A 13040-nucleotide genomic window follows, 5' to 3' on the forward strand; every position below is an offset into this window, starting at 1 on the left:
GAGACAAGCCGCGTCGGCATAACAAAACGTCGAGCTATCTCAATCAGGCGCTACCTTCGATGGTCCTCACATTTTCTGCATGGCGTCGGTTCTCTGCCTCTAGCGCCTGCCTGCTACCGTAAAGATACTCGTCCAACTGAGCCCCCTTCACGCGCCCTTCCTGGATGACCCGGCGCTCCTCGGCCAAAATCCTGTTCCGTTCGCTTTCGTGTCGGGTATTTTCCTGGGCGAGTCGGTCGTCCTTGGTCCGCGACCGCTCATTCTGTTGAATCAGGACTTGCCTCTTGTCATAAGCGGCCGCATCCAGGGTGCCATTCTGGTAGAGTCGGCGGAAGCGCAGGTAGCCGTACATCCGGTATGGCTCGCGGCCACCGCGAATTAACGGACCGAAGGCTTCAAGGTTGGCCAATGCCTCGCGGGTTTTGGCGGCACCGCCGATGTCTCCCGCCTTTTGCTGCGCAGCCAAGCGTTCGTTCAGAATGCGTTTCTGAGCCGCTTTTTCCTGCTCACGGCCACCGAGTGTAAACCAATCCTCGTCGTCGGGAGCCAATTCGTACCCGTCAACACCGGCCACTGCCTTGAAGAGTTTGGCCTTGGCATCGTCGCTTTCCGCTTTACTCATGAGTGCCTTGAACCAGGCACGGGAATCATGGACATAACACTCAAACAAGCGATTAACATCCGTCGCCGCTTTGCCCTGAAGGATGGGGTCACCCATCCAGAGGTTACGCAAAGTCAAATCCCACTGCGTCTGTTTTTGCTTCATGGTGTCACGCACCCGTCGGTCAAGCTCGTTGGCTGCCTTTGAGCCCGCGATTGACAGGATGGGTCGGAAGGCGCCCGCCAGCCCGGATAGGGTTTGTAGCACTGGTCCACTACGCGACAGTACCGCCTCGATTGCCGGGTCGTCGATTTCGGCAAATTTGTTGCGTTCCTTGCTTTCGAGAAAGCTTAACTCCTTCTCCAACTCTTCGTCGGCTCCGCGAAAGTCCTCGATGTCCTGCTTGCAAGCCGCGTTGGTGTTTTGCGCCAAACCGGGCAATTCGTGAACATGCCGCAGCTTCGCCTTGCGCCATTGCAAAAAATAAGCGTAATGCGTGTTCACCAAGGCATCGAGCGTGTGGCGCGGCTGTTCTTCGGTCGGAAACAGGCGGGCAAAATCGGCATCGCCTTTGCCATTGGTCGGCGGCACTCTTCCCGTGCGGGTCGCATTGATGTAGGCGTTGAAATCGGAACGCAACGCGTCGCCAATTGCAAAGTTCTCGGCCCGTGCCGCAATGAGCTTGTCTTTCGGTGCCAGCGGCACCCCGGCCATCCGTGCCTCGCGATACATCTGCGCCAGCGGCACTTGTGAAAGCTTCAGTTGATCGCCAGCCGCACCTTCCCCCAATGATCGGCCTTGTTCGCTGGGTTTATAGCCGCCGCCAATATCGGAGTGCACACCGGGATAGACGATTTCCTTGCAATTGGCCGGCAGGCGCCCGGCAACGCAGACCGAGTCAAGCGGGAAGGAAGCCCGCACTTCATGGGCCGAAATCAGATGCGCGCAGCGTTTGACAGCCGCGGGAATCGCCAGGTTGTGGCCGGCAGCCCATTCCATATGACCGTCAGCACCAGGCACCGATTGGGCGATCCCGACCGACGCTACCGTATCGAAGATACCCAGGAAGTCGATGCTCAACGGCATGCCGGCAACGAAATTACCCCAGTGAAGGGCGATGCGGTTCACAAAAGCACGGGCTTCGGCCGCGCCACGCGAAAACCCGAAAACCGAAAGGCGCACGCGGCGCACGCCGGGTTTGCGTTGCTTGCGCTCATTGAACGCCTTGGCGACTTGTTGCTCCATCGGTGGCAGGCGTTCATGCAGTGCTTTGTTGTAATCGCTGGCGAGGCGGGCGACGGCTTCGGGGGCATGCGATGCCAGTCCTTCTATAGGCACAACGAATGACAGATCGTCCTGGATGGCCTTGCCAGTCAGGGCGGCATGAATCTGATTGCACACCTGGAGTTGCGCCCAGCACAGACGAGCTTCGCCGAGAAAGGCCATGCCGAGACCGAGGGTTTTATCGGCGCCGCTACCGCTATCGCCAACATCCGGGAAAGGCGTGCCGACACCGGGAATGTAGATTTTTCGGTAGTACGGAAAATCCACGACCGGAAAGCCCTTGGGGAGAAATTCCTTGTCGCCGAACACTTCACGTTCCTTGCTCCGGCCGTTGATGATCGCTGGTTTGAGCTTGGGTTCCTTCTGTTTGGCCGGGGTGCCGATGAAGGCTTCGTAGAGGCGGGCGACGTTACTATGGGAATAACCCGGTGTGTCGCGAAATTTGTTGTTGTTCGTGCCGTCAAAGAAGAAGCCGAGAAAGATGTCGTTTTGGCAAAGGTGGGAAGGTATCCGGTCTTCGCTCTGGTCGGCAATATCGACCTCCTTATTTATGAGCAGCAGAGGATCATCGCGACAAGGTTCAGCAAATCGGACGTTCATTTCTTATCCCAAACCAGATTAGTACACATTTCTTCGTCCTCGTAATCCTCGATACAAAACTGGCGCCTTCGCTCACATCGCTCAGGTTCCATTCCATCGATGAGACAAAATCCTTTCATCTCCTCAAGGCTCAAGCCTGGCTTGGGAATCGCCCGTTTGCACACACTTCTCCCATATTGGGCCACGCACAAATCCCAGGGGGTTTCCTTGATCCTCCCGGCCCATTCCGGGTGTCCCGGCTCTGCCGGTGATACGAAGACTTCCACGTCGTGCAGAGGGTAGAACACGACATAGACATCTGCCGGGTGGTCGTAACGGGGGAGTTCGAGCTCCTTGACGTAAATCTCAGGATGGGTGCGCTCGTAATTCGAATCCTGCCACTCCACGCGGAGTTTGATACCGGCGTGCCAGGCTCTGGGCAGGCTGAAACAGCATTCCTTGGCACCGCCACTGCCCAGCGGATCAACAATGCTGCCACCGACCGGCTTTTTTGCGCCATCGCTGATGTCATAGAGTGCGTATTTCATGCCTCGGTCGTGCATGTAATTGACGCTATCGACCATGACACCCGCTATCGACGATTCTGACTTCGCTGCCGCGCTGATTTGCTCAGGGCCGGCTTGCGGTTCGCAGGCCAGCAAGGTCAGGCAGAGTGCAGCGAGCAGGCTGCGAGGAGCGAGGCTTCGTGTCGTCATGGGATATTGTCCTATTGAGTTGCGACAAGGCTTTCCTTGCAGTACGACAGGCACGCACTGGGTTCTGCCCGTCCGCCGGCTGCTTCTTCGGCCCGGCTGATCCAGTAAATGACCAGACGATGGCGGGCTGATGGTTGCGTCGCAGCAAACTCGGGAAATTCTTGGCACAACTGGGCGATGAACATGTCCGGCATCGTGGCACGCTCGAAAGCATCGAGTTGCGCCTCAGTGAGCGTAAGGAGCGGGCCGTCGGCGATGTCCATTGTGTCGCCACTGGGGATTTCGGTCCACTTCCCTTCCCGATCAAGGTAGCGCCAGAAATAAATCGGCCCGAACATCCGGCTGCTTTGTGCCGGTGAGAGTACCTCAACAAGCGTTGGCACGATCCGCGTGTCGGCAAAGCGTAGCAGGTATTCTTGGTCGTCGGGCGGCAGCCGGATTTGCGTGAAGTGTACGAGATGTGCCGCAAGCTTAGTAAAGGTTAGCGGGCTGGCCAGGATACTGAACATCGGGCGCCCGTTGCATTGTTTCAGCAGGTAGGCAATGACCTGGCGTTGTCCTTCCGGACTAGCCGGCAACTCGACCAGGAGCGGAGAAACCCACTCTTCGGCGCAGCTCAATTGATGCAGCAGATTGAACGCGTCGGGCCGCCCGCCGGGCCAGGTATCCAGCAGCGCGATTTCCGGTGCGAGGGAGTGGTCGATGAGCGCTGCCAGCGTGCCATCTTCCGGGCAGACCACTTCCTGGAAAAACGCTTCAGTCACGGCGCGAATATTGGCGAGCGGGATTTTATCAATCGCCATATCAGCCCTTCGCGGCAAATGCACTACCGGATCGCGCAGCCTTGAGCATGCACGGAATGCAAACCGAGTTAGGGAACGGCGCGACGACGGGCAAGCTCAAACTACTCGAATCGCTCTTCGGCCCCGTCCAGTTCTTGCTGCTGGCCTTGAATTCCACCTTGCCTGGGGCGTGGAGCTGGATGTTGCTGCCTTCGAGTTTGAGATAGGCGCCCTGGGCGGTGGCGAGGACGTGTTTGGGGGCGCCGACCATGAGGCTGGCGTGGGTGCTGGCGAAGGTGACTTTCTTGTCGGCGGCGGCCATCGTCTTGCCGCTCTGGCTTTGCAGGCTGACCTTGCCGCTGGCGGCGTGCAGGTGGGTGCCGGTTTCCTGGTTGGGCTTCTTGGGGTTGCCGGCCTTGCCGACGGTGAAGAGGGCGATGCCGTCCTTGACGGCGACGCTCTGGTTGCCCTGAGCGATCAGGTTGCTGTCCTGGCCGCTGGCGATCGACAGGTTCTTGCCGGCGAACAGGAAGTGGTTGTTCGGCGTCAGTTGGGCGATGCCGGCCGGGGCGGCGTAGTGCAGTCGCGGTTCGCTCCAGGCCGGGACGGTGCCGTCGCCGCCGCGCGTGGTCTTGATCTGGCCGTCGGCGGCTTGGGCGGGGCCGCGGGTGTCGGTGGTTTCGAGGACTTCGATGCCGTGTTTGAGGGCGTCGAGGGCCGGGAGCTGCTCGGCGGCGGGGTCGCCTTTCAATGCGGCGTTCTGTTTGGCGGCGACCTCGGCCAGGCTGCGCGAGAGGCTGAGCGCGTTTTCCGTCTGGGCGATCGGTTCGCGGCTGTCGAGGTGAGTGCTGCTGGCGTTGTTCCTGGCGTCGGCGCTGATCAGCAGGCCGCTGCCGGCGCGCAGCGCGGCGCTGGCCAGGGTGGCGAGGTCGGCGCCGTGGCCGCGGTGGTTGAGCCGGGCATTGTCGTCCTGTTCGCGCAGGTGACCGAGTTGCAGACGGCTCTGGTATTCGGTGGTGGATAGTTCGATGCGCGCCTGGCCCGGGGTGTCGTCGAAGACGAGCTGGTTGTAGCCGCCCTGCCCGTCGCGCGTGTTGGACAGTTGCTGGGTCTTGAGCCCGGACAGGCTGGCGCCGTGGCTGTGCGGTTCGGCTTGTTCGCCGGCGAAGAAGGTCGGCGCGTTGGCGCTGGCGTTGAGCGTGCTGCCGGCGATCCGGTTGCCCTGGGCGTCGCCCTGCCCCTGGCCGTTGTAGACGGCGCCGACGATGACCGGGCGGTCGATGTTGCCGTTCTGGAAGGCGACGACGACTTCCTGGCCGGGGCGCGGTGTCAGGTGGCCGCCCCAGTTGGCGCCGGCGACCGGGGTGGCGACGCGCAGCCAGACGCCGAGCGCGTCGCTGGCCGGGGCGTTGTCGGCGCCGGTCGGGTGGCTGTGCCGGCCGCCGGCCTGGCTGCCGCGTTGCCAGGGAAACTGGACGCGCACGCGCAGATCGCGGTCGGTGTGCGTGGGGTCGCCGGGGCCGACGACGACGGCGGTCAGCGTGCCGCGCCCGGTTGGCCGCGGGGCGATGTGGCGGCCGTGGGCGTCGGCGATCAGCGCCCGCCAGGGCTGGTCGGCGGCGACGGTTTCGAGGCGGTTGCGGTAGAGATCGGCTGGCTTGGCGAAGTGCTCCGGCGTTTCGTCCGGCGCCGGGCCGAGCAGTTCAGTGAGTTGCGGCACCCGCTCGTTGAGGTTGTTGCGGGCGCGGTGGCTGACGGCGGTGATCAGGTAGCGGCCGTCGCCGGCCGGATGATCGGCGAGGGTGAAGACGCTGCCGGGCATGGCCGTGCGCACGCTGCCTTCGGCGGTCTGCCGGGCGAGCCGGGCGTCGAGCGCCTGGCGCAGGTTGCCGAGCATGCGTTCGCCGTCGGCCTGGCTCTGCCAGGCGTACTGGCCGGGGTCGTGCCAGGCGGCGGTGGCCGGCAACGCGCCGGCGGCGCGCTCGCTCAAGGCGCTTTGCGGGCGGCCGGCGAGGCTGCGGTAGTCCCAGCTCTGGCTCAGGCTTTCCGCGGTGTCGATGCGCTCGCGCGCCAGCCAGCGGTCCACGCTGTCTTCCGGCAAGGTGGCACCGGGCTGGGTGTAGCGGATGCGCGGCTGGGCGTTGTCGGTGAAGGCGCCGTTGTGGTCGGCGATGACCAGCGTGTGCTTGCCCAGCGTCTCGCCCTCTTCCTGGGCGTGTTCGAACCAGCAGAACAGGCCTTCTTCGATCAGCAGACGTTTCAAGAAGGCGAGATCGCTTTCCTGGTACTGCACGGTCATCCCGCGCTTCGGGTAGATGGCCGCGTCGGTCAGGTCCCAGCGCCAGGCCGGCACCAGCTTGCCGCGGCCGTGCCAGTCGCCGAGGAGTTCATCGACGATCTCGATGACGCTCTTGTCCTGGAACAGGTAGTTGTCGGTGTTGTGGCCGAGGAAGGCGAGCCAGGGTTCGATGCGCAGCCGGTAGCGGGCGAAGCCGCCGTTGGCGCCGAGCCGTTCGACGCCGCTGATGTGGCCATGGAAGGGCCGGTGTGCCGTGCGCGACAGCGCGGTCTGCAGTTCCAGCCGCGCCGGCTGCCCTTGCAGCCCGGTCAGCGACTGGTGGGCGTCGGCGGTGAGCACGGTGAGGTCGATGCGAAAGCCGGCGTGGCCGGCCACCGGACCGAGCGCTTCGTCGATGTGTGCTGTCTCCGCCAAGAGCGCGTCGGGGCCGGCCGGGGTGGTCAGCGTCAGCAGGCGGTCGGTTTGCCGCCAACCCGCCGCGCCGCCGATCAGGTCGAGGAGGCGGTTCATGACGCCAGGCTGTACTTGAAGTTGCCGTTCTTCGCCGCGCTGACACGGATACGACCGATCGCCGTGCCCTCTGCCATGCGCGTCAGCACCGCTTCGGCAATCTCCGGCAGCAGCGTGCCGTTGAGGATGTGATCGACGTTACGGGCGCCGGAATCGACTTCCGTGCAGCGCGCCAGCACCGCTTCGACCAGCTTGTCGTCCCAGCTGAACTCGGCCTTGTGGTTGGCGGCGATACGCGCCTGGATGCGGCGCAGCTTGAGTTCGATGATCTGCAGCAGCACCTCGTCGGAAATCGGGTAGTACGGCACCACCTTCAGGCGGCCGACGAAGGCCGGCTTGAACGACTTGTAGAGCACCGGGCGTAGCGCTTCGGCCAGCGCGTCGGCAGCCGGCAGCTCTTCCGTCGGCTTGTTCAGGCAGGCCTGCATGATCTGGCTGGAGCCGACGTTGCTGGTCAGGATGATCAGCGTGTTGCGAAAATCGATCTCGCGCCCTTCGGCGTCGTCGAGCACGCCCTTGTCGAAGACCTGGAAGAAGAGTTCGAGGACATCCGGGTGCGCCTTCTCGACTTCGTCGAGCAGCACGACGCTGTACGGATTGCGGCGCACCGCCTCGGTCAGCACCCCGCCCTCGCCGTAGCCGACGTAGCCCGGCGGCGAGCCCTTGAGGCCGGAGACGCTGTGCGCTTCCTGGTACTCGCTCATGTTGATGGTGACCAGCTTCCTTTCGCCGCCATACAGGATGTCGGCCAGCGCCAGCGCGGTTTCGGTCTTGCCGACGCCGGACGGCCCGACGAACAGGAAGACACCCTTGGGCTTGTTCGGATCTTCCAGGTTCGCCCGCGCCGTGCGCACCCGCTGCACGATCGCCGCCAGCGCATGGTCCTGGCCAATCACCCGCTCCTGCAGCAGGGGCTGCAGGTTGAGTACGGTCTTGATCTCGTCCGCGAGGCGGGCGCGAGGTGGGCGGCGGATGATCGGGGTGGGATGGCGTCCGATCCGGCGCCGGGCTGGAACGCCGTGCCGGTAGCGGGCTACCGGCCAAGTGAAGCCCAAGCCGGGCGGCGCCAGACCATCCCCGAGCACCGCCGAAGCTTTGCCCTGCCCAGGGCAAAGCGGCCACCATTACCCGTGTAAAACCCCAACAACCCCGCGTCGCTACGCGCCGACTGTCCAGCTTGCTCTGGAATGCGTGTCCAGCTTCCCGTGGAATCACTGTCCAGCTTGGTTGGAATACGCATTCATCTTGAAAATGTTCAAGGCAAGTTGAATCGCTCCTTGTGAGCGGACAAAGCATTGTCAAATCTGAATACCCCACCCTTCCGCTGTCGATTCTCTATGCCGATTTCCATCATTAACGAATACGGCTTTATCCTGAATCGCCTATGGTGCGGAATATTCAATGCTTTAAAGATAGCCTCAGCTTGGCCGCCCAGCGGCATCATATCCCTGGTGCCGAGAAAGCTGACCAAACCAAAAATCGAAAAACTAATAGCAATATTCGTTACGAAATCAGCTCCTGAAAGTCCTTTGCCACTAAATAAGAGTATGAGTCCCAAGAACAACCACCCACCAACCAGCAGGCCTCCCCACAACTTTACCGAGTGCATGATCCATCCCCAGCGCGTATGGCCCACCGAATATGGCAACCAGAGAAGCTGATCCCGCTTGCGCAAAATGGCGTGAATGTAGAGTGGGCCATCTTCAATTTCCGAGACCACGAGCTTCACGTCATCGTCAACGTGAATATCCTCCAGCCATTCAAATGTACCGACCGCCAGCTTGCCGTTGAGCAGGCAGGCCAAGTGTTCGACATCTTCGCCGTCGTACATTGCCAGCGAGGCCGAATTGGCCAATACCCCTGCCTGTCCGGCCAGCCCAGCTGCAATCCCAGTGAAGAGCGCACCGTTCTGCATGTCTTCGAGTAAGTTGATTTTTCCCGAAGCAAGACGTACGGCTTGCAACGGGCCTTCGACGGTAAAAAACTCGGATGAAACAGACACTTTAGTGATCCTTAGGAAGGAATCTGGCCAGCGACGGATGGTTTTCTTGAATCATCAAGCGATTCCACTTCCTGACCAGGATGTTGTGCCTTAGCCAGTTCTTTTAATTCTTCTTGCCGGGCAGACGCCCGCCGAGGTGTGGAAAACCAGCGTGCAAGCGTTGCCGCCGGTGCGCAAGACCAGAATCATCTCGGCGCTTGGCGGCTTGCTCGTCGGGTATTACCTGCGGCGGTAGCGGACAACAACGCGGGAAGGCAAGCACAAAAGACACTGTCCGCAGTTAGACGGGAAAACGCTCGTCCTGCCCCGGCGAATTGCGGCTTGAATGCTGAAAATACCTTGGCGGAAGCGCCGGGACGGGCGGAAAAATACGCGTTCGATGGTGTTTGAGGCTGTCGAACGGCAAAAAAATCGCGGTTTTAGCGATGGGAGTGGCTGCGTGGACCAGTTGGAGAGGACACTGCGTTCATTCCAAATCCGTAGTCAAGATAAATTGAATCGGTTCTTATGTGCTAATAATGCCTCTGCAAACTTGAAAACGTAACCCTTGTTTTGGCGATTAGTTATGTTTTTATCCTGAAAATCCAACATGAGTGAATAATTTGTTATATTGAATGATTTATAGTTTTGTATATCAAGTGCTTTGAAAATAGCCTCGGCCTGTCGGCCTTCTGACATGGAACTCCGTGTACTGAGGAAACCGACAAGAGCGATTATTAAGAAACAGAGGAAAAAATCCTCAATAATGCTTTTGAATGATAATGCTCGATCACTGATCAGATGGAATATTGCAAACATTCCGCACGTAAGGCCATAAATGAGGCTTGATATTTTCAACCCATTCACGATCACTCCCCATCTGGTATGATCAACACCATATGGTAGCCAAAGTAACTGATCTTTCTGGCGCAAAATAGCGTGAATGTAGAGCGGGCCATCTTCAATTTCAGAGACCACGAGTTTTACGTCGTCGTCAACGTGAACATCCTCCAGCCATTCAAATGTGCCTATGGCCAGCTTGCCGTTGATCAGGCAAACGATATGCTCTACATCTTCACCGTCATACATTGCCAGTGAGGCCGAATTGGCCAACACCCCTGCCTGTCCGGCCAGCCCGGCTGCAACCCCGGTGAAGATCGCGCCTTTTTGCATGTCTTCGATGAGATTGAGCTTGCCAGCCGCAATGCGAATCGCCTGCAATGGACCTTCGATGGTAAATAACTTGGTTGAAACGTTCATGCTCATGGCCCTACCAAGGAGTAGTTGAGTGATGGTGCTGCTTCTGTCCTGAGTCCAGCTTATTCAACCTCTTGGCCTGGATGCTGCGCCTTGGCAAGCTCTTTCAATTCTTCCTGTTCATCGCGATAGGGTTGTCGAGATTTGTCCTTGCGGAATAGGCTGCGACCGCACCAGCGACGCAGGGCCGTAGTATCCATATACCAGCGGTAGCCAGCGTAACTTAGGTCTACCACGGTGATCACAACCCCTACCCAGCCCAGCCAAGCAACTGTGCGGAGAAGCCAAACGCGCTTATTGAAAGCTAGTGCGCGGCCACCCCACTTGCCAAATTGCCCGGCAGCCCACTTGGATCGCCCGGCTTTTTGAGCGTGATGTTCCAACCAAGGGCCTGCATAGGAAAACGCGGCAAGTGAACCGCTAATAGCGCTCGCACCTCCAACTACTGCCCTTGACCTAAGAATCCCGTATTGAATCGGGTCTTTGGTATTGCCCGCCGCATTCCAATCTATATAAGCCGTAAAGGAACCCGCAATTGCCGCACAGGCACCCGCAGCCAGCTTGAACCCGCCTCGTACAATATCCAAGCCTTTTTCAACACCATGGACGGCGTTGTAGTTCGGCAATTCCCGCACCGATTTCGTGTAGGCGTATATCATATCCAGGCCGATGCTTGCCAAACTCAATAGTGATGCTGTCGCATCGGCCAGCGCAATATTGAAACCATCCAGCTCTTTAACTTTGCCCATCAGAGAAATGGTTTCAATGGCGGCTAATACGCCGCCGATACGTACCTGATGGAAATTGTTGGTGGGACTGGGCGTAGACGGAACCCTATCTTGCGGCAGTGGATTTTTCTTAAGAGCATCGACCTCCTTTTTATAGTTGGCATGCTGTGCTGCGCTGGCTTCCATCTGCTTTTGCAGATCGTTCCACCCCAAACGTCTTGCGCCTTCGGCCAGTTGCAGCTTGGCCTTAAGCTGGGCGTCGGTAATCAAATCAATCGCCGCCATTTCCAGCGCAGCCTTGCTTTTTTTGGCTTGCCGGTAGGCGCGTTTTTGCTGGGCATCTTTTCTGGCTGCTGACGCTTTTTCGAGCTTTTCGGCGTTTGCATGTTTGCGTTTCAGATCTTCCCAGTCCTCCGGTTTGATCTGAGCACACAAGGTCTTGTACTCGATTTCCGTGGCTAGATCGCCGAGAAAACCAATCATGATCGCATTGGCGCGCGTGGCGAAGGCTATGTCCAGTTTATTGCCCACCCCTTTTCGGGCAACGGAGCGTGTCAGCGTGGATACGAGGTAGAAGAAACGTGCCTCGACATTGGCAAGGTGCTTGGGGTTGAGGTAGTTCTTGCTCTGGCCTTGGTTGCGCATCCATTCGTCCAGCGCCGAATCGGTGCTCTTGATGGCGCTGACCAGTCCTTTAGTGGCCTTATCCCATTTGGTAGCTGGCGCGGCGGATAGTTGGGTCATGCCCGCCGCCAGCGCCGTTGCTTCGGCCAGGGCCATGTCTGCCTGCTTTTTCACCGAATTCTGATCGCGGGTAAAGGCGCGCATTAGGAGGTTTTGGCGTGTGATGCTGGTAGCGGCAGCCCAGTCGGTCAATACGGCTTCAGCTTCCTTCGAGGCTTCCATGCCGAAGATGCACCCCACCACTTGGGCACGCAAGGCTTCGCCCGAGGGGGGATTGTTCGGATCGTAAATATCGAATGCCGCCAGAACCTGCCTGCTTTTCAACCAGCTCAAATGCTGTGGCGAACGGATGTCAGCATCCTTGCGTGCCTGATTTGAAAGCTTGCGGAAATCACCAATGAAGGTTTCCATCTCTTTTTCATCGAGCAACGGAAGGTAGACCTCTTCCCACTCGGCCGCTGCTCGTTTTCCTGCATTTTCGATCAGCCGTTCTTCATCACGCTCGCGCCCGGCCTCCAACATCGCTACCTTGTCCGGATTTTTCGCCTCCCAGTCGACGCGGGAAGGATGGGTGTAAGCATTGTTTGCTTGCATTTTGAAACGGCGCATTTGAGCGCTGTCGTCCGGAAAGATTGGCTCAACCTTGGCGCGGCGCTTGGCATCGGCCAGTTCGACGGAGTTTTGCGCATCCTCCAGAAAACCTTTTTCCGATGCGGTACGCAGTTGGCCAATCGCGTTGTAGATATCAAAACGGTAGGTGTTGTCTACATTTGTTTCAACCTTCTTTCCCATAAAGGTGTCAACCGGCTGGAATGAGTCATTGCGGAAGTCGTTGAGCGACTGCGCAATGCCAATATGGTCATAAAGCGCGATCGCGCCATAGCCTTTCTTGACCATGTCCTTGTTGAGCGCTTCAAGTCGGATGTTGGGTACTTTCTTTTCACCCTCCAACGGCAAACCGACGGCATCCTGGCAGGAAGGAAACAATTGATTAGTCAGCAGCTCGCCAAGTCCACTCCGGCTTCTCACCCCCGATTGCCCGTAAAGCAGATATTCCGGGACAGTTTTCGGCACTTCGGTTGCCAAAAGGGTGTGTTTTTGACGGGTATTTCCTTCTAGCCACCCGGCGGGGCTGAAATGTTGCAGCTTTCCTTGCTTGGCAAAGGTTTCCGCATTGCTTTTATATTCAGCTAGCTTGGCCTTCGTCAGCGGGCTGGGTGTGAACATAAGCCAAGCGTTGGCGACATCTTTCGCGTTGGGGATATCGATCATTGATGCATCGATTCCACAGGACGACCGCGCACAAGTGAATGGCTTCGTCTCTTGCGGCGGGGTTTCCGCGTCAAAGGCATACAGGAAGGCGTCCTCAAGGATGGCGTAAGCGGTCCAGTATTTGATCTTGGCACGCTCCAGCAGCACATAAAGATAGCCCTCTCGCAAAATACGTACGGCATATTTGGAGGACTCGCCCAATTTGATATCGGTGACACCTGAACCCAATTTCTCGGGCAGCGCTGGCAAAGCTGCCAGATCTTCCGGCCTGCCAGAGGAAAGCACCGCATAGATCAGCGGCAGCATGCGCAGCCCTGTCTTGTTACAGAATTTGCAGTCTTTGTTTG

Annotated in this window: 8 protein-coding genes; all 8 read right to left on the reverse strand. The window is 58.9% G+C overall.

The genetic code is table 11. The features are described from left to right. Positions 1-43: 43 nt before the first annotated feature. The 8 genes from AC0KWY_RS03630 to AC0KWY_RS03665 all read right to left on the reverse strand — a co-directional run bounded on the left by AC0KWY_RS03630 (position 44) and on the right by AC0KWY_RS03665 (position 12999). Positions 44-2485 carry a T6SS phospholipase effector Tle1-like catalytic domain-containing protein gene (locus AC0KWY_RS03630; RefSeq protein ID WP_474028289.1) on the reverse strand — a complete coding sequence of 814 codons (2442 nt, stop codon included), beginning with the start codon at positions 2483-2485 and terminating at the stop codon, positions 44-46. Further along, positions 2482-3180 carry a DUF3304 domain-containing protein gene (locus AC0KWY_RS03635; RefSeq protein ID WP_474028290.1) on the reverse strand — a complete coding sequence of 233 codons (699 nt, stop codon included), beginning with the start codon at positions 3178-3180 and terminating at the stop codon, positions 2482-2484. Before AC0KWY_RS03635 ends, AC0KWY_RS03630 begins: the two co-directional genes overlap by 4 nt. An 11-nt stretch (positions 3181-3191) precedes the next feature. Beyond that, a complete protein-coding gene (locus tag AC0KWY_RS03640) occupies positions 3192-3983 on the reverse strand; it encodes a DUF4123 domain-containing protein (RefSeq protein WP_474028291.1) in 792 nt (263 codons plus the stop codon). A gap of 1 nt (position 3984) precedes the next feature. Further along, positions 3985-6771 carry a type VI secretion system Vgr family protein gene (locus AC0KWY_RS03645; RefSeq protein ID WP_474028292.1) on the reverse strand — a complete coding sequence of 929 codons (2787 nt, stop codon included), beginning with the start codon at positions 6769-6771 and terminating at the stop codon, positions 3985-3987. Further along, entirely contained in the window at positions 6768-7826 is a 1059-nt protein-coding gene (locus AC0KWY_RS03650) for an AAA family ATPase (protein ID WP_474028293.1), read from the reverse strand. The genes AC0KWY_RS03645 and AC0KWY_RS03650 overlap by 4 nt, the downstream gene beginning before the upstream one ends. A gap of 200 nt (positions 7827-8026) precedes the next feature. Beyond that, entirely contained in the window at positions 8027-8773 is a 747-nt protein-coding gene (locus tag AC0KWY_RS03655) for a hypothetical protein (protein WP_474028294.1), read from the reverse strand. A 483-nt stretch (positions 8774-9256) separates the two neighbouring features. Continuing rightward, positions 9257-10018: a hypothetical protein gene (locus AC0KWY_RS03660; protein WP_474028295.1), complete on the reverse strand. Its 762-nt coding sequence runs from the start codon at positions 10016-10018 to the stop codon at positions 9257-9259. A gap of 53 nt (positions 10019-10071) precedes the next feature. Next, the gene (locus AC0KWY_RS03665) at positions 10072-12999 is read right to left on the reverse strand and encodes a T6SS effector BTH_I2691 family protein (protein WP_474028296.1); all 2928 of its coding nucleotides are present in this window, start codon (positions 12997-12999) and stop codon (positions 10072-10074) included. Between the last annotated feature and the right edge of the window lie 41 nt (positions 13000-13040).

Source organism: Azonexus sp. MM2026_4, from assembly GCF_055901855.1.

Excerpts from the sequence above, each read along its gene's own strand:
- AC0KWY_RS03665 (WP_474028296.1), bottom strand. The coding sequence starts at position 12,999 with ATGCTGCCGCTGATCTATGCGGTGCTTTCCTCTGGCAGGCCGGAAGAT.
- AC0KWY_RS03645 (WP_474028292.1), bottom strand. The coding sequence starts at position 6,771 with ATGAACCGCCTCCTCGACCTGATCGGCGGCGCGGCGGGTTGGCGGCAA.
- AC0KWY_RS03660 (WP_474028295.1), bottom strand. The coding sequence starts at position 10,018 with ATGAGCATGAACGTTTCAACCAAGTTATTTACCATCGAAGGTCCATTG.
- AC0KWY_RS03635 (WP_474028290.1), bottom strand. The coding sequence starts at position 3,180 with ATGACGACACGAAGCCTCGCTCCTCGCAGCCTGCTCGCTGCACTCTGC.
- AC0KWY_RS03640 (WP_474028291.1), bottom strand. The coding sequence starts at position 3,983 with ATGGCGATTGATAAAATCCCGCTCGCCAATATTCGCGCCGTGACTGAA.
- AC0KWY_RS03630 (WP_474028289.1), bottom strand. The coding sequence starts at position 2,485 with ATGAACGTCCGATTTGCTGAACCTTGTCGCGATGATCCTCTGCTGCTC.